Source organism: Luteimonas sp. TWI382 (genome assembly GCF_039674545.1).
In the GTDB taxonomy this organism is placed as follows: Bacteria; Pseudomonadota; Gammaproteobacteria; order Xanthomonadales; family Xanthomonadaceae; genus Luteimonas.
In genome coordinates this window covers 13861-35276 of record NZ_JBDJNS010000020.1, presented here as the reverse complement: position 1 = coordinate 35276, position 21416 = coordinate 13861, and the positions used below count along the sequence as shown (strand labels likewise).

The 21416-nt window shown below is 70.1% G+C and carries 19 protein-coding genes; 13 read left to right on the top strand and 6 right to left on the bottom strand.

Annotated features, from left to right (window positions below; all coding sequences use genetic code 11):
• Window positions 1–102: 102 nt before the first annotated feature.
• The 5 genes from ABE505_RS12635 to gap all read right to left on the bottom strand — a co-directional run bounded on the left by ABE505_RS12635 (window position 103) and on the right by gap (window position 7280).
• Window positions 103–747: an HAD hydrolase-like protein gene (locus tag ABE505_RS12635; protein WP_346444563.1), complete on the bottom strand. Its 645-nt coding sequence runs from the start codon at window positions 745–747 to the stop codon at window positions 103–105.
• Window positions 744–1919 carry a phosphoglycerate kinase gene (locus tag ABE505_RS12630; protein WP_346444561.1) on the bottom strand — a complete coding sequence of 392 codons (1176 nt, stop codon included), beginning with the start codon at window positions 1917–1919 and terminating at the stop codon, window positions 744–746. The genes ABE505_RS12635 and ABE505_RS12630 overlap by 4 nt, the downstream gene beginning before the upstream one ends.
• Before the next feature lie 162 nt (window positions 1920–2081).
• Window positions 2082–3434: a DUF3999 family protein gene (locus ABE505_RS12625; RefSeq protein WP_346444560.1), complete on the bottom strand. Its 1353-nt coding sequence runs from the start codon at window positions 3432–3434 to the stop codon at window positions 2082–2084.
• Window positions 3431–6160, bottom strand: a complete 2730-nt coding sequence (locus ABE505_RS12620) for a DUF2339 domain-containing protein (RefSeq protein ID WP_346444558.1) — start codon at window positions 6158–6160, stop codon at window positions 3431–3433. Before ABE505_RS12620 ends, ABE505_RS12625 begins: the two co-directional genes overlap by 4 nt.
• Window positions 6161–6275: 115 nt before the next feature.
• The gene (gene gap, locus ABE505_RS12615) at window positions 6276–7280 is read right to left on the bottom strand and encodes a type I glyceraldehyde-3-phosphate dehydrogenase (protein WP_346444556.1); all 1005 of its coding nucleotides are present in this window, start codon (window positions 7278–7280) and stop codon (window positions 6276–6278) included.
• 226 nt (window positions 7281–7506) lie between these two features.
• Between gap and ABE505_RS12610 the strand changes: the two genes are divergently transcribed.
• The 9 genes from ABE505_RS12610 to ABE505_RS12570 all read left to right on the top strand — a co-directional run bounded on the left by ABE505_RS12610 (window position 7507) and on the right by ABE505_RS12570 (window position 14808).
• On the top strand, window positions 7507–8124 hold the full coding sequence (locus tag ABE505_RS12610) for an OmpW family outer membrane protein (protein WP_346444611.1): 618 nt from the start codon (window positions 7507–7509) through the stop codon (window positions 8122–8124).
• A 43-nt stretch (window positions 8125–8167) separates the two neighbouring features.
• Entirely contained in the window at window positions 8168–8977 is an 810-nt protein-coding gene (locus ABE505_RS12605; protein ID WP_346444554.1) for a S1/P1 nuclease, read from the top strand.
• A gap of 65 nt (window positions 8978–9042) precedes the next feature.
• Window positions 9043–9906, top strand: coding sequence for an MBL fold metallo-hydrolase (locus tag ABE505_RS12600; RefSeq protein ID WP_346444552.1), 864 nt, complete (start codon window positions 9043–9045; stop codon window positions 9904–9906).
• Between the two features lie 76 nt (window positions 9907–9982).
• Window positions 9983–10492: a molybdopterin-dependent oxidoreductase gene (locus ABE505_RS12595; RefSeq protein WP_346444550.1), complete on the top strand. Its 510-nt coding sequence runs from the start codon at window positions 9983–9985 to the stop codon at window positions 10490–10492.
• A gap of 21 nt (window positions 10493–10513) precedes the next feature.
• Complete coding sequence (gene modA, locus ABE505_RS12590) at window positions 10514–11299, top strand: molybdate ABC transporter substrate-binding protein (protein WP_346444548.1); 786 nt, start codon at window positions 10514–10516, stop codon at window positions 11297–11299.
• Between the two features lie 8 nt (window positions 11300–11307).
• Entirely contained in the window at window positions 11308–12015 is a 708-nt protein-coding gene (gene modB / locus ABE505_RS12585; RefSeq protein WP_346444546.1) for a molybdate ABC transporter permease subunit, read from the top strand.
• Window positions 12012–12677: a molybdenum ABC transporter ATP-binding protein gene (gene modC / locus ABE505_RS12580; RefSeq protein ID WP_346444544.1), complete on the top strand. Its 666-nt coding sequence runs from the start codon at window positions 12012–12014 to the stop codon at window positions 12675–12677. The genes modB and modC overlap by 4 nt, the downstream gene beginning before the upstream one ends.
• Window positions 12678–12768: 91 nt before the next feature.
• Window positions 12769–14226 (top strand): nitrilase-related carbon-nitrogen hydrolase, encoded by a 1458-nt coding sequence (locus ABE505_RS12575; protein ID WP_346444542.1) that lies wholly within the window; start codon window positions 12769–12771, stop codon window positions 14224–14226.
• Between the two features lie 24 nt (window positions 14227–14250).
• Window positions 14251–14808, top strand: a complete 558-nt coding sequence (locus ABE505_RS12570) for a flavin reductase family protein (protein ID WP_346444540.1) — start codon at window positions 14251–14253, stop codon at window positions 14806–14808.
• Between the two features lie 73 nt (window positions 14809–14881).
• Here ABE505_RS12570 and fhuE read toward each other — a convergent pair whose 3' ends face one another.
• The gene (gene fhuE / locus ABE505_RS12565; RefSeq protein ID WP_346444538.1) at window positions 14882–17041 is read right to left on the bottom strand and encodes a ferric-rhodotorulic acid/ferric-coprogen receptor FhuE; all 2160 of its coding nucleotides are present in this window, start codon (window positions 17039–17041) and stop codon (window positions 14882–14884) included.
• 215 nt (window positions 17042–17256) lie between these two features.
• On the opposite strand from fhuE, the gene ABE505_RS12560 reads away from it, so the two are divergent.
• From ABE505_RS12560 to ABE505_RS12545, 4 genes are all read left to right on the top strand, one after another.
• Complete coding sequence (locus tag ABE505_RS12560) at window positions 17257–17718, top strand: transporter substrate-binding domain-containing protein (protein WP_346444536.1); 462 nt, start codon at window positions 17257–17259, stop codon at window positions 17716–17718.
• Window positions 17715–18704, top strand: coding sequence for a cation transporter (locus tag ABE505_RS12555; protein ID WP_346444535.1), 990 nt, complete (start codon window positions 17715–17717; stop codon window positions 18702–18704). Before ABE505_RS12560 ends, ABE505_RS12555 begins: the two co-directional genes overlap by 4 nt.
• A 164-nt stretch (window positions 18705–18868) precedes the next feature.
• Entirely contained in the window at window positions 18869–20845 is a 1977-nt protein-coding gene (locus ABE505_RS12550; RefSeq protein ID WP_346444533.1) for an acetyl-CoA hydrolase/transferase C-terminal domain-containing protein, read from the top strand.
• A gap of 182 nt (window positions 20846–21027) precedes the next feature.
• Window positions 21028–21363 carry a BolA family protein gene (locus ABE505_RS12545; RefSeq protein WP_346444531.1) on the top strand — a complete coding sequence of 112 codons (336 nt, stop codon included), beginning with the start codon at window positions 21028–21030 and terminating at the stop codon, window positions 21361–21363.
• The last annotated feature ends 53 nt before the right edge of the window (window positions 21364–21416 follow it).

Sequence of the window (21416 nt, the reverse complement as noted above, 5' to 3'; positions counted from 1 at the left end):
CAAGCGCGCGCTGGCGGGCGACGCGCCCGAGGCATCCCGGAACGGCATGCCGCCTGCGAGCTTACTTGGAAACGCTTGCAACGGCATGGCGACCGCTTACGGTCAGCCCACCTGTGCGACCAGCGCAGCCGGCGAATCGACCACTTGGTCGGCGCCGGCCTTGCGCAGTTCGTCGGCCGAACCGAAGCCCCACGACACGCCGATCGCGCGCATCGCGTGCTGGCGCGCGCCCTCCATGTCCATGCGCCGGTCGCCGATCATCGTGCAGCACGCGGCCGACAACGCCAGCCGCGACAGTGCCTCGGCGATGAGTTCGCGTTTGTAGCGGCGTACGCCGTCGTCGCTTGCGCCGACGATCGTCGCGAATGCATCGCCGAACGGCAGGCCCTCGACGATGCGCCGCGCAAAGCGTTCGTTCTTCGAGGTGACCACCGCCAGCGTGCGGCCATCGGCCCGCAGCGTCTCGATCGCCTCCGCCACACCGGGATAGACGGCGTGCTCGCGCCATCCGATCGTGTCGTAGCGATCGCGATAGACCGCGATGGCGCGCTCGGTACGGGCTGCATCCCCGGCAAACAACGCGTCGAAACTGTCGCGCAGCGGCGGACCGATCCACGGCAGCAGCGTCTCGCGCGACAGCGGCGCATGGCCCAGTACCTCGAGCGCATGCGCGATGCCGCCCAGGATGCCGGGCTCCGAATCGATCAGCGTGCCGTCGAGATCGAAGAACAGCGCATCCCCGCTCACGCCCCGCGCGCCTCCAGCGCCGCGACCGCCGGCAGCGTCTTGCCCTCGAGGAACTCCAGGAACGCACCGCCGCCGGTCGAGATGTAGGACACCTCGTCGGCGATGCCGTACTTGTCGACCGCGGCCAGCGTATCGCCGCCGCCAGCGATCGAGAATGCCTTCGACGAGGCGATCGCACGCGCCAGCGCCTCGGTGCCGTGGCCGAACGCATCGAACTCGAAGACCCCGACCGGGCCGTTCCAGACCACGGTGCCGGCGTCGGCGATCATCGCCGCATAGCGCTTCGCGGTGTCCGGACCGATGTCGAGAATCATGTCGTCGGCCTCGACCGCGTCCACGGCCTTGACCGTCGCCGGCGCATCGGCCGCGAAGGCGGGCGCCACCACGACGTCGGTCGGCACCGGAATCTCGGCGCCGCGCGCCTTGGCGTCGGCCATGATCTGCTTGGCAGTGTCGATCAGATCGGTCTCGACCAGCGACTTGCCCACCCCGTGCCCGAGCGCGGCGATGAAGGTGTTGGCGATGCCGCCGCCGACGATCAACTGATCAACCTTGCCCACCAGCGACGACAGCAGCTCGAGCTTGGTCGACACCTTGCTGCCCGCCACGATCGCCAGCAGCGGACGCGCCGGCGCGTCGAGCGCCTTGGCCAATGCGTCGAGCTCGGCCATCAGCAGCGGACCGCCGGCGGCCTGCGGCGCGAAGCGGATCACACCGTGCGTCGAGGCCTGGGCGCGATGCGCGGTGCCGAACGCGTCCATGACGAACACGTCGGCCAGCGCTGCGTACTTGCGCGCCAGCGCCTCGTCGTCGGCCTTCTCGCCGACATTCATGCGGCAGTTCTCCAGCAGCACCAGCTGGCCGGGGGCGACCTCGACGCCGTCGACCCAGTCGCGCACCAGCGGCACCTCAATGCCGAGCAGTTCGGACAGGCGCGCGGCGACCGGGGCCAATGAATCGGCCTCGCTCCAGCTGCCCTCCTTCGGCCGGCCCAGATGCGAGGTCACCATCACGGCCGCGTTCTGTGCCAGCGCCTGACGCAGCGTCGGCAGCGAGGCGAGGATGCGCTGATCGGACGTGACCTTGCCGCCGTCGACGGGGACATTGAGGTCCTGTCGGATCAGCACACGCTTTCCGGAAAGGTCGAGGTCGGTCATGCGAACGATGGTCATGGGGACTGGACTCGCTTGAAAAGAAGGAAAAGGGCCGCGCCAGGCCGTCCATGGCGCCGCATTGCGGCTTCGGAATCGTGCGTGACAGGCAGCCCGGCACGCGGTGCGCACCCGGCATTGTCGGCGCAGCCGTCGCGGACAGGCAAACGCGGCGCAGTGGCCTCAGACGTCCTTGCGCCCGCGCAGCAGGCTCAGCGCGAAGCCGCCCACGACGAGCACGCCGAGCAGCAGCACCCCCCACAGCGTCCAGGTCTTCCAGTCGCGCGTGGGCACCGGCGCCTGCAGTGCCGCCGCGCCGGCCAACGGTGCCATCGCACCGGGCGCGGCGTTCGCCGGACGCCAGCCGGGGCCATGCTGGACGCGCAGCGCATCGAGCAGTGGCGTGACCGGCGCATCGGTGCGCGCCGCACGGGCGCTGCCGGCCTGCAACGCATAGGGCGCACGCCCCTCGGCGACGAACACCAGCGTCTCGGGCCGGTAACCCAGACGCAGCGCCGGCGGCGCGCCCGGCGCCGCGGTGGTCGGCGTCAACCGCCATTGGCGATCGCGAACCGGCGCCGGTAGCGCCAACGGCGGCGACCGACGCAGGTCCGCGCCGCTACCGGCCTGGTACACCACGTGATCGGCGGCCACGACGCGCCAGGGGGCATCGTCGGCATCGCGTCGCTCGAGCGTCCAGCGCCCGGTGCCGTTGCCGGCCAGCGCGATCTCGATCCGCTCGACCGGGAAGCGACCATCGCTGCGATAGACGATCGCGCCGCGCTCGCCGGCCGGCTGCGGTGCCGGTACCTGCCAGTGCCAGGCCACCGGCGCCTGCACCGGCGCCAGTTCGGCCTCGACCGCCTGCAACCGGAGCGGCGCGGCGGCCGCACGCAGCGGCGTGAGTCGCAGATAGCGCGCATGGATCGGGGTGGGCAACGCGATGCGCCGTTCGATCAGCCGCTGGGCGTCGCGGCGCAGGTCGAGCACCCGGGCCTCATCGTGCACGCTGCGCCACTGGCGCAGGTCGTCCGACATCTCGATCCGGTAGGCCTGCTCGAACGGCGGCTGCGCGTCGTCCCAGCGCAGCGCGAGCGCGTCCACCTGTCCCTCGATCGCGCTGGCATCGACCAGGAACGCACCGGCGGCCTCGCCGCCCGACGCGCGCATCTGCACACGCCGCAGGCTCCCGTCGGCGGCGATCTCGCTGATCGCAGCGATGTCGCCATCGCGGCGCCCGGTGTCGGCGGGCAGCGGGAACCACGGCAGTTCGCGCCGCGTCGGCGTCGCCGGCGCCATCGAGGCGTCGACGAAGGCCGCCGGCACCGGTCGGCCGTCACCGTCGACCACGATCACGTCGCGCAGCGACGGCGACCAGACCTGGGCGTAGACCTCGGGTGTGAGCGTGATGCGATAGGCACTCGCCGACGGCTCCTCAAGCGTCAGCGGCCACTGCACAGCAAAGTCCGCTTGCGCGGCGGCGAGCGCGGATGCGCCGAGCAGACAGGCAGCGATGGCGGGACGGAATCGGATCATGCGGGCGCCTCCTCGCGGGGAACGACGGCGCGCGGCGGCGCCGGCGCGAAGAAGCCCACGACCGTGCACAGCAGGCCGTAGGCGATGAACGAGCCGATGCCCCACAGGTTGCCGAGGTGGCCGCGATCGACCAGCACCAGCTTGGCCAGCACCACCGCCATCAGCACCGCACCGGCGAGCCAAAGCGCGCGCTGGCCGCGGCGCGAACCGATGATCCAGCCCAGCACACCAAGAATGCTCCAGACCACCGTCAGGCTGGTCTGGGCCAAGCTGCTGCCGGCCAGGCGCGCATTCCACGGCGCGCCGCCCCAGTGGTGCGCGGCGCGCAGAGTGATCGCGGTGACGAGCACGAACGCCAGCAGCGACAGCAGCGGGACGCGCGGCGCGCCCGGCGGCGCGGTGCCATCGGGCGACCACATCCAGCGGGCCAACAGCAGCACAACGGCGATTTGGGCCAGGTCGAGCGGATTGAGCAACGCAATCCAGGGCAGCGGCGCACTGTCGCCACGATTACCCAGCGCGACCAGCCACCACAACGCGAGCACGCTCAACAACACGCCGCGCAACAACGTGCGCACCGGATCGAAGCGCTCGCCCAGCGGCTGCGCCAGCCATGGCCAACGCCACAACGACAGCGCCGAGACGACCAGCCATGGCAAGGCGATCGCGACCGCGAACCAGCCGCCGGCCAGCCCGGCCATGTCGGCGACGTGTGCCAGCAGCAGCGACAGCACCAGCGGCCAAAGCAGCCACCACAGCAGTTGCGCAGCGCGCGCCAGGCGATCCTCGCCCGCGCGCAGGCACACCAGGCCGCGGAAGCCAAGCACGGCGAACACCGCCCAGGCGGGGGCGCCGTAGCCGGCGAACGGCTGCACGTGTGCATGCATCTGCCAGAACGCCAACGGCGCAGCGACCAACAGCGCGGCGAACAGCGTCCCACCGAGCGCCGGGTCGGGCCGTCGGTGATGGACCTCGGCCGCGAGCCAGCCTGTGACCGCGGCCAGCACAAGCATCGCGTCCGGCAGCCAAGTCGACAGCACTGCGCGTGCCAGTTCCTGGCTCCAGGCGCCCAGCCACCAGGCCAGCGCCCAGACATAGGCGATGCGCGCGACCGGCACGCGCCCGGCCTGCCGGTAGGCGGCCGCAATCGCCAGGCCCGACAGCGCGATCAGCAACGCACCGACGAAGCCGCCGTTGGCGAACACCGGCTCGACCGGGCGCGGCCAGGCGGTGGCGCCGAGCGCATAGGCCACCGCCGCGGCCAATTGCAGCCCCACGCCGGACAATTGCGGCAGCAGGCGGCGCTGGCGCAGGCCCAGCCAGACCAAGCCGGCGCCTTCAAGTGCGAACACGCAGGCGGTCGCGCGTGCCGACAGCGCCAGCGGCACCGCCAGCGTGGCAAAGCCGACCGCGAGCAGTGCGTAGGCCTGGCCGAGCACCGCCTCACGGCGGCGCCGCAGCAGCGCCCAGGCCAGCGCGGCGTAGACCGCGGCCACGCCCAGCGCGCACAGCGCGAGCGCGAACGTGCGCCCCTGCAGCAGGCCGGCCTGCAGCGAGAACGCGACCAGCGGGGTGCCGAACACCAGGCAGCCGTCGACGAGATCGCGCCGCGACGGCGGCCGGCGCCGCGCGTAGAGCAGTGGGATGGCGAGGTAGAACGCGAAGAACAGCGCCAGGAACGGCTGGGTCGTGGCGAAGTCCGAAGGGGTGTAGCGCAGCACGCCCCAGATCGTGCCGATGCCGAAGGTGAAGGCAAAGCCCAGCAGGTTGAGCACCCGCCAAGCCCGGAACCAGGCGATCCCCAGGATCGCGGCATTGAGCACCGCGTAGTACGCGAACAGCGCGACATGGCTGCCGCCGCCGCTCGACAGCCAGATCGGCGCCAGGAACCCGGCCAGCACCGCGAACACCGCCAACGCGCGGGCATTCTGCAGCACCGCCAGCACGCCGGCACCGGCGACCAGCGCCACACTGGCGGCGAACGCGATGCTGCCGGGCAGCAGGCCGAACTGCTTGTACGCCGCGAACACGACCAGCAGCAGGATGCCGATCATCCCGCCCTGCAGGCTCAGCGCAAACGTGGGGTGGCTGTCGCGGCGGTGCCAGCCGAACGCCAGGCCGCCGATCGCCGCGGCCGCGACCGCGGCCAGCCGCAGCTCCACCGGCACCGACAGGTACCCCTGGTCGCTGGCGTACTTGAGCAGTGCGGCGACGCCGGCGAACAGCACCAGCATGCCGATCTTCACCGGTACGTTGCCGGTGGTGAACCAGCTGCGCACCCAGCGCGCCGCACGCGACAGCGGATCGGGACCTGCCGGCGGCGTCGGCGATCCGGGCGCCGTCTCGGACCGAACAGGCGCGGGACCTGGGTCGGCATCGCGCCAGGCCGCGCGCGGCGGTGCCGACGGCAACGGCGGTGGCACCGAAGCGGGCCGCGGGGGCCTGGGGTCGGCCAACGACGACGCCTCGCCTCGGTCGGCGATCGGGCCGTCATCGACCCAGGGGCCAGCGGCGGTGTCGAAGACATCGTCCTGCCAACCCACCTCGGGCTCGGCGGCATCGCCCGCCGCGTCCGGCGTCGCGCGCGCGCGCGCCTGCAGCGCTTCGAGCTGGGACTCGAGCCCAGCCACCCGGCGGCGCAGGTCGAAGGCCGTCACCATCGCGACGATCGACATGACCGGCACGGCCACCAACAGCGCGACCCCCAGAAAGAGCAATGCTTCCATGGCGCCTATCCGTCCGCGCCGACGGCGCGTCTGGGCGCACCTTACCCGGCCGGGCGCGAAAACGAGAAGCCCCGCACGAGGCGGGGCTTCGGGTCGAGCATGGGCGTGCGACGGCTTACTTGCCGGCAACCACCCGGGCCAGTTCCAGGCACTTGTTGGAGTAGCCCCACTCGTTGTCGTACCAGGCCACGAGCTTGACGAACGTGGCGTCGAGCGCGATGCCGGCCTCGGCATCGAAGATCGACGTGCGCGCATCGCCGCGGAAATCGGTCGCCACCACCTTGTCCTCGGTGTAGCCCAACACGCCCTTGAGCGCGCCTTCGCTCTGCGCCTTGATCTCGGCCTTGATCTCGTCGTAGGTCGCCGGCTTTTCCAGTTCGGCGGTCAGGTCGACCACCGACACGTCCGAGGTCGGCACGCGGAAGCTCATGCCGGTGAGCTTCTTGTTGAGCGAGGGGATCACCACGCCGACCGCCTTGGCCGCACCGGTCGAGGACGGGATGATGTTCTCCAGGATGCCGCGACCGCCGCGCCAGTCCTTGTTGGACGGGCCGTCGACGGTCTTCTGGGTCGCGGTCGCCGCGTGCACGGTGGTCATCAGGCCACGCTTGATGCCCCACTTGTCGTGGATGACCTTGGCCAGCGGGGCCAGGCAATTGGTCGTGCACGAGGCATTGGAGACGATCGCCTGGCCCGCGTAGCTGTCGTGGTTGACGCCGTAGACGAACATCGGCGTGTCGTCCTTCGACGGCGCCGACAGAATGACCTTCTTGGCGCCGGCATCGATGTGCTTCTGCGCGGTGTCCTTGGTCAGGAACAGACCGGTGGCCTCGATGACGACCTCGGCCCCGACCGCGTCCCACTTCAGGTTCGCCGGGTCACGTTCCTGGGTCAGGCGGATCCGGGCGCCGTTGACCACGAGCGTGTCGCCGTCGACCGACACCTCGCCCTGGAACCGGCCATGCACCGAGTCGTACTGCAGCATGTAGGCCAGGTAGTCGGGCTCGAGCAGATCGTTGATCGCGACGATCTCGATCTCGCCGTCGAAATTCTCCACCGCAGAGCGCAGCACGTTGCGGCCGATGCGGCCGAAGCCGTTGATGCCTACCTTGATCGCCATGAATCCGGACTCCTGCAGCCGCGCGGGTGCGGCACGTGAAAGGGAAGGAACGCCATGCCGGCGATGCCGGCATCGGAGACAGCACCGTCGATTCTACCGCGAGCCCGGATCGCGCGTAGTCGCCTGCTCCAAGCGCAGAACGATCGCCATGGCGTTGATCGGGATCAAGGCGCACACCTGGCAAGCGGCGGAGACTGGCGCCAGTTCCCACGAAGAGACCGCCACGATGCGTCCGCTGTCCATTGCCCTGCTTGCCCTCGCCTGCGCTGTTCCCGCCCTCCCCGCCGCCGCCCAGTCGGCCGGCGAGTGGACCGTCGCGATCGGCGCCCACAACGTCAATCCCAAGTCCGACAACGGCACGCTGGCCAACGGCACCCTGCCGCTGTCGATCGGCAGCAGCACCCGTCCGACGATCGCGGTCGAGTACTTCGTGCGCGACAACCTCGGCGTCGAAGTGCTGGCCGCCACGCCCTTCCGCCACGACATCGACATCAAGGGCCTGGGCAAGGTCGGCAGCACCAAGCACCTGCCGCCGACGGTGAGCCTGCAGTACCACTTCAACAGCGCCGGCGCGGTCTCGCCGCTGGTCGGCGTCGGCGTCAACTACACCACCTTCTTCGACGAAGAAACCCGCGGTGCGCTGGCCGGGTCGCGTCTGGCACTGAGCAACTCCTGGGGTCTGGCCGCGCACGTCGGCGTCGACTTCAAGGTCGGCAACGGTGCGATCCGCGTCGACGCGCGCTGGATGGACATCGACAGCGATGTCCGCGTGGATGGCGTCAAGCTGGGCACCGCGAACATCGACCCGCTGGTCTACGGCGCGGCGTACGTCCTGAAGTTCTGATCCATCGAGTCCGACAGGCGGCGCATCCGATACAATGGATCGGATGCGCCGTTTCGTTCTGTCGTTTTGCCTGCTCGCCCTCGCGGCGACCTCCTCGTCCGCACTCGCCTGGGGCCAACTCGGCCACCGGCTGGTCGCCCAGCTTGCCGAGCGCGACCTCACGCCGCAGGCGCGGGCGCAGGTCGATGCGCTGCTCGCAGGCGAACCCGATCCAACCCTGGGTGGTATCGCCTCCTGGGCCGATGCCCTGCGGGAGCACGACCCGGCACTGGGCCGCCGCTCGGCGAAATGGCATTACGTCAACATCGGCGAGTCGGCCTGCCGCTACCAGGCCACGCGCGACTGCCCGAACGGCGATTGCGTGGTCGAGGCGATCGTCGCCCAGACCGCGATCCTGGCCGACACCGCGCGTCCGCGCGCGCAACGCGTCACCGCGCTGAAATTCGTCGTGCACTTCGTCGGCGACGCGCACCAGCCGATGCACGCCGGCTACGCCCACGACAAGGGCGGCAACACCCACCAGATCAATCACCGCGGACGCGGCACCAACCTGCACGCGTTCTGGGACAGCGGCATGCTCAACAGCGTCGGGCGCAGCGATGCCGACTGGCTGGCGCATCTGAGCACGCTGCCGCCGCCTGCACCCGCGGCACGCGTGCTGCCACCGCCCACGCAGGACTGGGCCGAAGCTGCCTGCCGCATCGCGGTCGCACCCGGCGTGTATCCCGCGCGCGGCCGGCTCGGCCAGGACTATGTGAGCGTCCACCTACCGACCGCCGAGCGGCAGTTGCGCGACGCCGGCGCCCGGCTCGGCGCCCTGCTCAATGCCGCGCTGGCGCCCGCGGCGCCCTGAATCGCGCGAACCTTCCCGTCACGGCGGGCTCCTACAGTGCGCTGGCCCGCCCGCAGGAGCCGTCCATGCCGCCCGAGGTCACCCCGTTCTTCCACGCCGCCAGCAGCACGTGGAGCTACGTCGTCCGCGATCGGCGCTCGCGCGCGGCTGCGATCATCGACCCGGTGCTCGACTTCGACGCCGCATCGGCCAGGACCGCCACGGTGTCGGCCGGCCACCTGCTCGATCATGTGCGCAGCCACGAGCTCGATGTGCAGTGGATCCTGGAAACCCATGCCCATGCCGATCATCTTTCGGCAGGCGACTGGCTGCGCCGGCAATTGCCCGCCGCGCGCCTGGCGATCGGCGAGGGCATCCGCACAGTGCAGAAGACCTTCCGGCCGATCTTCAACCTCGGCGAACACGTCCTGGAGGACGGGTCGCAGTTCGACCGACTGTTCGCGCCCAATGCCGAGTTCGCCATCGGCGAGATGACCGCACGGGCCATCCCCGTGCCCGGACACACCAGCGACAGCAGTGCGTATCTGATCGGCGATGCGCTGTTCACGGGCGACTCGTTGTTCATGCCCGACGGCGGTACCGCGCGCTGCGATTTCCCGGGTGGCGATGCAGCGACGCTGTACCGCTCGATCCAGCGGCTGTTCGCCCTCCCCGACAGCACCCGCGTGTTCGTCTGCCACGACTACGGGCCGGGCGGTCGCCCGGTGGCCTGCGAGACGACGATCGGCTGCCAGCGGCGCGAGAACATCCACGTGCGCGAGGGCATCGATGAAGCAACGTTCGTCGCGATGCGCACCGCGCGCGATGCGACACTGGCGATGCCGGCACTGCTGCTGCCGGCGGTGCAGACCAATCTGCGCGCCGGGGCGCTGCCCGAGCCCGAAGCCAACGGCGTGCGCTATCTCAAGCTGCCGATCGACACGTTGTAGCGACGCGATGCCTCCGCGCTTTACCCGGTATCGCCGCATCGTTATTCTCGGACGAACATAACGCCGAGATCCGACGATGCCCCTGTCCCGCCGCTTGGTGCCAGCGCTGTTGCTGATGCTGCCTGCCTGGGCCGGCGCGCAGGAGGCAGGCGGGCATGCGACCGTCGGGCGCGCGTCCGCGCCGGTGGCCGCATCGCCGCACGTGGTGCCGCTCGACGAGGCGGCGCGCGCGACGCTGCAACGGCGCGACCTCGCGTTCGACGACCACGGCCATGCACGCCGTTGCGAAGGCGTGTCGCTGGCCGCGTTGCTGCAGGCCAGCGGCGCGATGCCGGTCGCCCCGCTGCGTGGCGGCGACCTGACACGCTACGTACTGGTGCGCGCGCGCGACGGCTACCGTGCGCTGTTCTCGCTGGCCGAGCTCGACCCCACGCTCGGTGGCCGCACTGTTCTGCTGGCCGACCGCTGCGATGGCCGGCCGCTGGATGCGACCCACGGTCCGCTGCGGCTGGTGATCGCCGGCGACACGCGCGCGGCGCTCAGCGTGCGCCAGGTCGAGCAGATCGTCGTGGTCGCCGCCCCCTGATCCCGAACCGGACGCCCTGCGATGCTCCCGACCTCCTCCCGTCGTCTCCGCGTTTGGCTGCTGCCGGCCCTGCTCCTGTTCGCGGCCATGCCCATGTTCGCGCAGACACCGCTGACGGTGTTCGCAGCCGCCAGCCTCAAGGAATCGCTCGATGCCGCCGCCGCGCAGTACACGCGCCAGACCGGCCAGCCGGTCCGTGTGTCGTACGCGGCCAGTTCGGCATTGGCGCGCCAGATCGCGCAGCGCGCGCCGGCCGACGTGTTCGTCTCCGCCGACCAGGACTGGATGGATTGGCTGGCGCAGCGCGGGATGATCGACGCCGCATCGCGACGCAACCTGCTGGGTAACCGCCTGGTGCTGATCGCGCCGGCCGACAGCGCCGCGCAGCCGTTCGCGCTGGACGCGCGCAGCGACCTGCTGCCGCTGCTGGGCCCGCGCGGCCGGCTGTCGCTGGCCCTCACTGCCAGTGTGCCCGCCGGCAAGTACGCCAAGGCGGCGTTCGAGTCCTTCGGCACCTGGAGCGTGCTGCGCCCACGCGTCGCCGAGTCCGACAGCGTGCGCGCCGCGCTGGCGCTGGTCGCCCGCGGCGAGGCGCCGCTGGGCGTGGTCTACGCAAGCGACGCGCGCGCCGAGCCGCGGGTCAAGGTGCTGGCGACGTTTCCGGCCGGCAGCCATCCGGAGATCATCTATCCGGTCGCGCGGGTGGCGGGCAGTGCGCAACCGCGCCAGGCCGACGCGTTCGTGCACTGGCTCGACGGCGATGCCGCGGCGGAGATCTTCCGCCGCCACGGCTTCACGATCCGCTGAGCCGCACGATGGCGTCGACCGCCTGGTACGCCTTCTCGCCGGACGAGCTGGTCGCGATCGGGCTGAGCCTCAAGGTCGCGACCGCGGCCGCGCTCGGCAGCCTACCGCTCGGCATCGCGATCGCCTGGCTGCTGGCACGCCGACGCTTTCCGGGCAAGGCGCTGCTCGACGCCCTGGTGCATCTGCCGCTGGTGCTGCCGCCGGTCGTGGTGGGGTACGCATTGCTGGTGATGCTCGGTGGCAACGGCCCGGTGGGCCTGTGGCTCGAAGAGACCCTCGGCATCAGCGTCGCGTTCCGCTGGACCGGTGCCGCGCTCGCCAGCGCGCTGATGGGCTTTCCGCTGATGGTGCGCACGATCCGCTTGTCGATCGAGAACGTCGACCGCCGGCTCGAGCAGGCGGCCGCGACGCTCGGCGCCGGGCCGTGGCGCGTATTCCTGACGATCACGCTGCCGCTGGCCTGGCCGGGCGTGGTGGCCGGCGCCGTCCTCGCATTCGCCAAGGCGCTGGGCGAGTTCGGCGCGACGATCACCTTCGTCTCCAACATCCCTGGCGAAACGCAGACCATGTCCTCGGCGCTCTATGGCCTGCTGCAGGTGCCCGGCGGCGAAGCCGGCATCTGGCGCCTTGCGCTGGTCGCGGTCGCGATCTCGCTGGCGGCGCTCTTGGCCTCCGAGTGGCTGGTTCGCCGCCAGCGCACAGGTCGTGACGCATGAGCCTGGCGATCGACATCCAGCTGCGCCTGGGCAGCTTCGCGCGCGCGGTGCGTATCGACGCCGATCAGCGCGTGGTTGCGCTGACCGGGCCATCCGGCGCAGGCAAGACCAGTGTGCTCAATGCGATCGCTGGCCTGGTGCGTCCCCACGCCGGGCGCATCGAGATCGACGGCCGCGTGCTGTTCGACAGCGCACGCCGGATCGACCTGCCGGTGCATCGGCGACGCGTGGGCTACGTGTTCCAGGACGCCCGGTTGTTCCCGCACCTGGATGTGCGGCGCAACCTGCGCTACGGACGCCACACGGGCCCCCAGACCATTGCGCTGGATGACGTGGTCGAGCTGCTCGGCATCGGCCATCTGCTCGCGCGACGGCCGGCGCATCTTTCGGGCGGCGAGGCGCAGCGCGTCGCGATCGGCCGCGCCCTGCTTTCGCAGCCGGCGGTGCTGCTGTTCGACGAGCCGCTGTCGGCGCTCGACCAGGCGCGCCGGGAGGAATTGATTCCCTGGCTGCAGCGCGTCCGCGACGAAGTCCGACTGCCGATGCTCTACGTCAGCCACCATCCCGACGAGGTCAGGCGGCTGGCCGATACCGTGCATGTGCTCGACGGACCGGTCGCATCGACGACGCGCTGTGAGGGCGAAGCGCTCACACATCGATGACCTTCGGCACTGCGTGCCGTCGCCTGGGATCGCCATCCTGCCGCTCCCGCATCTCGTGTCGGCACCCATGCTCCAGTCGCGCACTCCGTCGTTGCTTCATCGTCCCGCCGTCGTCGTCCTGCTTGCGGTGGCGGCCGGCCTGCTGCTGCGCTCGGCCATCGGTCCGGAGCCCAATGCCTGGCTGATCTGGTTCGCCCCCGCACCGACACTGTGGCTCGCGCTGTCGCTGCGCCGCCGCGGGCTGGCGCACCTGGCGGTCCTGATCGCCACGCTGGTCGCGGCCACGACCTATGCCAGCTATCTGCGGATGCTGATGCCGGCCCCGTTCGCGGCGCTGGCCGTGTGCGGGTTCGCAGCGGGCTGGTGGCTGGCGATCATGCTGGCGCGGCGCATCGTGCTGCGCTTCGCCCGCTGGTGGACCGTGTTGGCCTACCCACTGACGTGGGCCGCCATCGACCTGGTCATGGGCCGACAACTGCCCGACGGCCAGTGGGGCAGCGCCGCCTACAGCCAGAGCGAGTGGCTGCCGATGCTGCAGACCAGCGCGCTGGGCGGCACGCCGGCCCTGCTGTTCGTGCTCTGCCTGCCCGCGTCCGGACTCGCCTTTTGGTTCGCGACCTCCTGGCCTGCCCGGCAGCGCGTCCTCGCGCTCGCCGTGGCCGCAATCGTGCCGCTGGCGGCGTTCGGCTACGGCAGCGCCCGACTGCAAGCTGCCCCGGAGGCCAGCGGCCACCTGCGCATCGGTCTGGCGTCGATCGACGACCTCGTGCTGCCGCGCATGCCCGAGGCCGTCGCGACCGAAGTCCGCGAGGGCTATGCCCGCCTGGTGGCCCAACTGGCCGACGAAGGCGCCGAGTTGATCGTGCTGCCGGAGAAGGCCGCCATCCTGGCGCCCGCAGCCGCGACGGTCTGGCAACGCGACTTCGCCGCGCTCGCCCGCCAGCACGGCGTGTGGCTCGAAGTGGGCGTCGGGATCGACGATGGCCGCGCGCCGCGCAACCAGGCCTGGCTGTTCGACCCCGAAGGGCGGCTGCGCCAGGACTACGAGAAGCTGCGGCTGGCCCCGCCCGAGCGCCGCCAGGGCTACCGCCACGGCAGCGAGATCGCGGTGCAGGAGATCGACGGCCTGCGGACTGGCCTTGCGATCTGCAAGGACATGCACTTCGCCAGCGTCGGCCGCCGCTACGGTCGCGATGCTGTCGGACTGATGCTGGTGCCGGCCTGGGACTTCGACTATGTCGACGCCTGGATGGGCGCGCGCATCACCCTGGTACGCGGGGTGGAGAATGGCTACGCGGTTGTTCGTCCCGCGCGCGAAGGCCTGATGAGCGTCAGCGACGGCTGGGGCCGGCTTATCGCCGAAGCGCGAAGCGCACCGCTGCCCGGCGCCCGGCTCCTGGCCCAGTTGCCGCGCACCTCACCTGGTATGACGCCCTACACGCGGGTCGGCGACGTGTTCGGCCTGCTCTGCCTGCTCGCGACCCTGACGTTGGTGCTGGCGACATGGCGCCGCGGTCACGCCTCCCCGACGGCGCGCCGCACACACTGAGCGCCCCGCCCCAAGGCATCGCCGATGCGTCGTCCACGCAAGCAATCGGTTCCGGTCGAACACACCCGACGCTACCTGGAACCGGGACCAGTCGTGCTGCTGTCGACCGCCCACCGCGGCGAGCGCGGGATCATGACGCTGGGCTGGCACATGATGCTGGGCGACGACCTGGTCGGCACCTACATCTGGCAGGCCAATCGCAGCCACGCACTGGCCAAGCGCAGTCGCGAATGCGTGATCAACCTTCCCACCGATGCCCTGCTCGACACCGTCGTGGGCATCGGCAATTGCAGCGGCCGTGAGGGCGACAAGTTCGAACGTTTCGGGCTGACCGCGCAGGCGGCGACCGACGTCGGGGCGCCACGGATCGCCGAGTGCCATGCGAACTTCGAATGCCGGCTGCACGAGACCCGGATCACCGCCGACTATCCGCTGTTCGTCTGGCGCGTGGTCCGCGCACACGTCGCGGCGCGGCCGGTATGGCCGCGGACCGTGCACTACCGGGGCGACGGTCGCTTCATGATCGCCGGCCCGACGCGCTCGCTGCGCGCGCTGTTTCGGCCGGAGATGCTCGACCAGTGAAGTACCCGCACGGGGCGTCGCGGTCGTCGCGACGCCCCGTGCGCAACCGCAGGCAGGGTGCCTGCGGGCAGGCTCAGAAGCTGTAGGTGAAGGTCAGCTGGCCGTTGCGCTTCTCGCCGTAGGCGCCGTAACCGTTGACCTGCGCCAAGTATTCCTTGTCCAGCAGATTGTTGAGGTTGGCCTGCACGGTCCACTCCGAACCCAGCTGATAGCGCACGAAGGCGTTGACCAGCGCATAGCCGCTCTGCTCGAGCTGCAGGTCGTAGGCCGGCACCGGGTAGTAGATACGGTTCTGCCAGTTCACACCGCCGCCGACGGTCAGCGCCGGCAGGCTGCGCGGGGTGTAGCTGGTGAACGCCTTGAGCGTGGACTGCGGCAGGCGCGTGTTGATGTCGGCGCCGTTGATGTCCTTGGCCACGTAGCGCGATGCACCGAACGTCGCGTTCCAGCCCGGTGCCAGTTGGCCGTTCACCTCGAACTCGAAGCCACGGCTGACGGTGCCGCGCGCGGCGATGGAGGCGAACTCGTTCGGATGGCCCGGAATCGGTGTGGTCGTGATCTGGGCCACGTTGTCCTGCTCGATCCGGAATACAGCGAACGATGCATTCAAGCGGTTGTCGAACCACGCACCCTTGACACCCACTTCGTAACTCTTGCCGTCGACCGGATCCAGATAGTTGTAGTTGATGTCGCGCGCGACCTGCGGCTGGAAGATTTCGGTGTAGCTGGCGTAGGTCGAATACGTGTCGTTGATCTCGAACACCAGGCCGGCATACGGCGTGGTCGAGGTGTGGCTGCGATCGGCCAGTTCGCCCTCGCTCTCCCACTCGGTGTAGCGCGCGCCGACGATCAGCTTCAACGGATCGGCCAGCGACAGGCGCGTGGCCGCGTAGGCCGCCTTCTGGGTGATGGTGCCCTTGCTGGCCAGGCTCAGCGGGTTCCAGATCGGCTGCGGGAAGTTCCGGAGGTCGTCCGGATAGACGATCGGTGCCCAGCCGCCCTGGTAATCACCGTAGTTGGCGAAGTCGCGCTTGTTGTAGCTCAGGCCGCCCATCACTTGATGCTCGCGGCCGAACAGCTGGAAGGGGCCTTCGACATAGCCGTCCACCGCGTCGACCTGGCGCTCGGTGTTGTACAGGCCCGCCGACGGCGTCACGCCCGCACCGGTGTCGCGGTCGAGCAGCGAGCCGCCGGTGACCCAGTCGTTGTATGCCGGGTAGAACAGCTTGTCGTTGGCCTTGGTGCGGTCGTGGGTGGCGCCCACGCGCAGGTTCCAGCCGCTGGCGAAGGCATGCGTGAGGGTCGCGAACGCGCGCTTGCTGGTGGTGTCCCAGTAGGTCCACTCGGGGTTGGCGTTGAACGATGGGCCGTACGGGGTTCGAGTACCGTCCGAATACAGCATCGGGAAGCCGCCCCACGTCGCCCCGTCGGCGCGCTTGTGCTGGTAGTCGTAGCCCACGCTGAGCTGGGTGTCGGGCGTGAGATCGGCATCGATCACCACGTAGCCCAACTGCTTGCGCTGGCTGTAGCGCTCCATCTGGGCATCGGTCTCGAGATAGCTGCCGATCGCACGAGCGCGCACGGTGCCGCTGGCATTGAGCGGTGTCGTCACGTCGACAGTCGTGCGGTTACGGCCCCACTCGCCGATGTTAAGCGACACGCTACCCGTCAGCTCGGCGCTGTCAGCATGCTTGCGGACCAGGTTGACCGAGGCCGACGGATTGCCCGCGCCGCTGAGCAGGCCGGTCGCCCCACGCACGATCTCGACACGGTCGTACAGCGCCAGGTCGAGCCCCGAATCGCCATAGCTCCAGTTCTGCACCATCTGGGTCGGCAGCCCGTCGAACTGGTAGCTGTCGATGTAGAACCCGCGTGCATAGAACTCAGTGCGCTCGCTGTCGGACTGCGTGCTGCTGACACCGGTGGTGTTGGCCAGCACGTCGATGATGTCATCGAGATTCTGGTCGGCAATGCGCTCGTGGCTGATGATGCTGACCGACTGCGGGATCTCGCGCGCAGTCAGGTCGAAGCGCGTACCGGCCGACGTCCGGCGCACCGAGTAGCCCTCGGCGCGCTCGCCCTTGACCTGAAGGCCGTCGAGGGTGGTGACCCGGTCCGCGGCGTCGTCGGCGATCGCGCCCGACGCGAATCCCAGGGTGGACAGCGCGACCAAGGTCGCACAGGCGAGCGGTGCCCGCCGGACGGGGGCGACATGCAAAGGACGACGGCGCATGGGGATCTTCTGGTTGTGGCGGGGAGGGGAACCGCGCGACACAGCCGCATCGCGCCGATACGCGAATGTTAACGATTCTCAATCAATCCTGCCAGCCAAACCGGGGTCAGAGTGCAATTTCCCCGCAATCGGAACCAGAAATTGCACTCTGACCCCGGTTCTGGACGGTCTGGCATCCACCGTGCCTGCACATCGGCTGGCCGATAACGCCCTCCATGTTCATCCGCGCCTGGTTCGCCCTGCTTCTGCTGTCGCTGAGCGCTTGCGACGGCTACCCACGCGATGCCCAGGGCAGTACCGAGCGCGCGCGCCAGACCCTGCGCGTCGGGGTCAGTCACGACCCGCCGTTCGTCGAGGTGCATGCCGGTCAGGCGCCGACCGGCCGTGAGATCGAGCTCATCCAAGCCTTCGCGCGCGACCACGGCTACACGGTCGAGTGGGTCGAGGACGGGCACGAGCCATTGATGACGGCCCTGCTCGGCAACCGCTTGCACTTGGTCGTCGGCGGTCATGGCACGGACTCTCCCTGGACGGATGTCGGCTGGTCGCGCGCGTTCGTACTGCGCGCCCCCGGCGGCGGCTTCGCCCGACGCCGGTTCGCGCTGCCACCCGCCGAGAACGCCTGGCAGTTGTCGATCGACCGCTATCTCCACGCCCGCGAGCGGACGCTGCGATGAGCGCCGACGCCCACCGTCCGCAACCGCCGCCCGTCGAACGCACGCCCGACCCGCTCGGGCCGGCGCAGCAGCGCGAACTTCAGCGCGCCGCCCACTTGTGCTGGTGGTCGCTGGGACTGCTGGGCGCGGTGTCGGTGATGATGTACGTCGCGATGGGCGGCTCGAAGGCGATGCAGACCGCGCTGGTCGAGGACCTGCTGAGCCTGTTGCCGCCGGCCGCGTTCCTGATCGCGCTGCGCTTTCGCGCTCGCGGCATCGATCGCACCTACATCAACGGTCGCGAGCGCGCGTTCGACATCACCTTCCTCGCGTCCTCGGTCGCGCTGACTGGCATGGGCGCCCTGCTCGTGCTCGACGGCCTGCACGTACTGATCACCCGGGCGCGTCCGGTCGTGGGAACCGTCGTCATCGGCGACACGGTGGTCTGGCAGGGCTGGTTGATGATCGCCGCGCTCGCCGTCTCGGCAATCCCGCCGGTGATCCTGGGCCGCCTGAAGCTCAAGGTGGCGCTCGAACTGTCGTCCAAGCCGCTCTACACCGACGCCGACATGAACAAGGCCGACTGGATGACCGCGCTCGCGGGCATCGCCGGCGTGCTCGGCATCGGCTTCGGCCTGTGGTGGGCAGACGCCGCGGCCGCGATCTTCATCGCCATCGAGGTGCTGCGCGATGGGGTGCGCAACCTGCGCAACGCCGTGCGCGACATGCACGACGCCCGCCCGCAGCACGCCGACCGCAGCGATCACGATCCCCTGCCCGCCCGGGTCGGCGAAGCCGTTCGCGCCCTCGACGGCGTCCGCACGTGCCGCGTGCGCTTCCATGAAGAAGGCCTACGCCTGTCGGGCGTGGTGTTCGTGGAGACCGAAGACGGCACCCTCAGCACCGCGATGGCGCAGGCCGTGCGCGAGACCGCCCGCGCCGTCCACTGGCGGATCGACGACGTCACCGCGACCGCCGCGCAATCGCCGCGCACCCCGGCCGCCTGAGCCAGAACCGGGGTGAGAGTGTAATTTCGAGCACCATCACCCAGCCCATCACACCGAATAAAGAAATCAAGCACGCTGCCCCCGGTTTGGGAATGCGTCATCACGAACCACACGCAGCGCCGCCCGCCTGCGCGACCAGGCGCACGTCCGGTAGGCTTGCCGGCATGACGTCCCATCTCCAAGACTTCGACGCTGCCGTTGCCCGCATCCGCGCCCACGTCGACGGCCCGCTGCACATCGGGGCCCCGCTGGGCATTGGCAAACCGCACCGGCTGCTCAACGCCCTGTACGCCGCTGCAGTCGCGGACCCCTCGCGCCCGCTCACCCTCTACACCGCTCTGTCGCTCGACCCGCCTTCGGGCGGGGGCGACCTGCAGGGCCGCTTCCTCGGCCCATTCGCGCGACGCCACTTCGGCGAGGATTTCATCCGGCTCGACTACGTGAAGGCGTTGATGCGCGACGCCCTGCCGCCGCACATCAGCGTCGAGGAGTTCTACATGCAGTCCGGCGCGATGCTGGGCTCGTCCCAGGCGCAGCGCCGCTACGCCAGCCTCAACTACACGCACGTGGCGCGCGCGCTCGTCGACCGAGGCGTCAACGTGCTGGTGCAGAAGGTTGCGGCCAACGAGGACGGCAGCCGCCTGTCGCTGTCGTCGAACACCGATCTGACCTTCGACACCATCGACGCCCTCGTCCAGGCCGGTCACCCGCGCCCGCTGCTGGTGGCCGAAATCGACCCCGAACTGCCGTGGCTCGGCGGGACGGCCGCGGTCGATGCCGGATTCTTCGACCTCGTCGTGACGCCGCCGCCCCCGTACCCGCGCCTGTTCGGCCTGCCGCGGCAGCCGGTGTCCGATGCCGACTACGCGATCGGGTTCTACGCCAGCACGCTGGTCCGCGACGGCGGTACGCTGCAGATCGGCATCGGCGCGCTGGCCGACGCGCTGTGCCACGCGCTGGCGTTGCGCCACATCGACAACGCCGCCTACCGCCGGGTGCTGCAGGCGCTCGATCCCGACCTGATCGCGCATCCCACCGTCGTGGCCTGCGGTGGACTCGACCCGTTCGAGACCGGCCTGTACGGCTGCAGCGAAATGATCAACGAGGGGTTCAAGCGCCTGGTCGAGGTCGGCGTGATCCGCCGCAAGGTTGTCGACAAGGCCGCATTGATGCGGCGGGCCAACGACGGCACCGCCAGCGCGCTGGACCGGGAGCTGATCGAGCGCGACGGGGAGTTTCTGCACGGCGCGTTTTACCTCGGTTCGCCGGACTTCTACGCCTGGCTGCGCGGGCTCGACGACGACACCCGGCGCGGCATCGGCATGAAACGCGTGGGCGAGGTCAACGAGCTCTACGGACTCGACGAAGGGCTCGAGCGCCTGCAGCGCCGCGATGCGCGTTTCTTCAACAGTTGCATGATGGCGACCGCGCTCGGCGCCGCGGTCTCCGATGCCCTCGACGATGGCCGCGTGGTCTCGGGCGTGGGCGGGCAGTACAACTTCGTCGCGATGTCACACGCGCTGCCCGACGCGCGCTCGGCGCTGCTGTTGCGCGCCACGCGCGAGGCCGGCGGCCGCTATGAATCGAACATCCGCTGGCAGTACGGGCACACGACGATCCCAAGACACCTGCGCGACCTCTACATCACCGAGTACGGCATCGCCGACGTGCGCGGCGCGACCGACGAGGACTGCGTGCGGGCGATGGTGCGCATAGCCGATGCCGAGCACCAGCCCGCGCTGCTCGAACGCGCCCGTGCGGCCGGCAAGCTCGATCCCCGCTTCGTCCGGCCACCGGCCTGGAACCGGAACACCGCCGTACGCCTGCGTGACGCCCTGGCACCGCTGCGCCGCGATGGCACCCTGCCGGCCTATCCGCTGGGCAGTGACTTCGACGCCGTCGAACAGCGCCTGCTGCAGGCGTTGGCCTGGCTCAAATCGGCCTCCGCGACCCGTGCCGGCAAGCTGCGCACCATGCTCGCGGCGCTACGTGAGGGCAGGACCGACGACACCGCCGCGCTGCAACGCATGGCCCTCGATGCGCCTCACGGGCTGCAAGAGCGCCTGCTCGCGCGCCTGCTCGCACTGGGGCTGCGCCGCACCGCGACAGCCGACAGCGCGCCCCCCTTGTCGGGCGACTGACCGGCCCCGGCAAGCCTCCATGCGCCCCCGGACAGGTGCCGTGCTGGCATGCGGCCTGCCGGCACCGAACACGCCAACTGCCCGCCGTTCCGACGACGAGGGGTATGCGTGCAGTCCGCCAGGGATTGCAATGCCGCCCATCGCCGCCATCATGACCATTGCCTCCTTGCCCTGCCGATGCCATGACCACGCGAGCCGACCACCTGCGCGATGCCCTCGCCGCCTTGCAACCCAGCCACCTGGAAGTGCACGACGAGAGCCACATGCACAGCCGCGGGCTTGAGACGCACTACAAGGCGGTGGTCGTCAGCGAGGCGTTCACGGGCAAGCGCGCGATCCAGCGCCACCAGCTCGTCTACCGCACGCTGGGCGAGCAGATGCAACGCATCCACGCCCTGGCGCTGCACACGTTCACACCCGAGGAGTGGGGAGCCGAGGCGCAGGTGCCCGACTCGCCGACCTGCCGTGGCGGCAGCAAGCACGACCTGAAGAACGCAACCGCGCCCAAAGCCTCCTGACGCACGGCGCAGGCCAAAAACCGGGGTCAGAGTGCAATTTCACTGGACGAAAT

Bases quoted from the DNA above. Each gene is read 5' to 3' on its own strand.
- ABE505_RS12570 (WP_346444540.1), top strand. From the start codon at position 14,251: ATGCGTCGTCCACGCAAGCAATCGGTTCCGGTCGAACACACCCGACGC.
- modB (WP_346444546.1), top strand. From the start codon at position 11,308: ATGGCGTCGACCGCCTGGTACGCCTTCTCGCCGGACGAGCTGGTCGCG.
- ABE505_RS12595 (WP_346444550.1), top strand. From the start codon at position 9,983: ATGCCCCTGTCCCGCCGCTTGGTGCCAGCGCTGTTGCTGATGCTGCCT.
- ABE505_RS12605 (WP_346444554.1), top strand. From the start codon at position 8,168: ATGCGCCGTTTCGTTCTGTCGTTTTGCCTGCTCGCCCTCGCGGCGACC.
- ABE505_RS12550 (WP_346444533.1), top strand. From the start codon at position 18,869: ATGACGTCCCATCTCCAAGACTTCGACGCTGCCGTTGCCCGCATCCGC.
- gap (WP_346444556.1), bottom strand. From the start codon at position 7,280: ATGGCGATCAAGGTAGGCATCAACGGCTTCGGCCGCATCGGCCGCAAC.
- ABE505_RS12600 (WP_346444552.1), top strand. From the start codon at position 9,043: ATGCCGCCCGAGGTCACCCCGTTCTTCCACGCCGCCAGCAGCACGTGG.
- ABE505_RS12545 (WP_346444531.1), top strand. From the start codon at position 21,028: ATGACCACGCGAGCCGACCACCTGCGCGATGCCCTCGCCGCCTTGCAA.
- ABE505_RS12630 (WP_346444561.1), bottom strand. From the start codon at position 1,919: ATGACCATCGTTCGCATGACCGACCTCGACCTTTCCGGAAAGCGTGTG.
- ABE505_RS12555 (WP_346444535.1), top strand. From the start codon at position 17,715: ATGAGCGCCGACGCCCACCGTCCGCAACCGCCGCCCGTCGAACGCACG.
- ABE505_RS12620 (WP_346444558.1), bottom strand. From the start codon at position 6,160: ATGGAAGCATTGCTCTTTCTGGGGGTCGCGCTGTTGGTGGCCGTGCCG.
- modC (WP_346444544.1), top strand. From the start codon at position 12,012: ATGAGCCTGGCGATCGACATCCAGCTGCGCCTGGGCAGCTTCGCGCGC.
- ABE505_RS12610 (WP_346444611.1), top strand. From the start codon at position 7,507: ATGCGTCCGCTGTCCATTGCCCTGCTTGCCCTCGCCTGCGCTGTTCCC.
- modA (WP_346444548.1), top strand. From the start codon at position 10,514: ATGCTCCCGACCTCCTCCCGTCGTCTCCGCGTTTGGCTGCTGCCGGCC.
- ABE505_RS12560 (WP_346444536.1), top strand. From the start codon at position 17,257: ATGTTCATCCGCGCCTGGTTCGCCCTGCTTCTGCTGTCGCTGAGCGCT.
- fhuE (WP_346444538.1), bottom strand. From the start codon at position 17,041: ATGCGCCGTCGTCCTTTGCATGTCGCCCCCGTCCGGCGGGCACCGCTC.
- ABE505_RS12625 (WP_346444560.1), bottom strand. From the start codon at position 3,434: ATGATCCGATTCCGTCCCGCCATCGCTGCCTGTCTGCTCGGCGCATCC.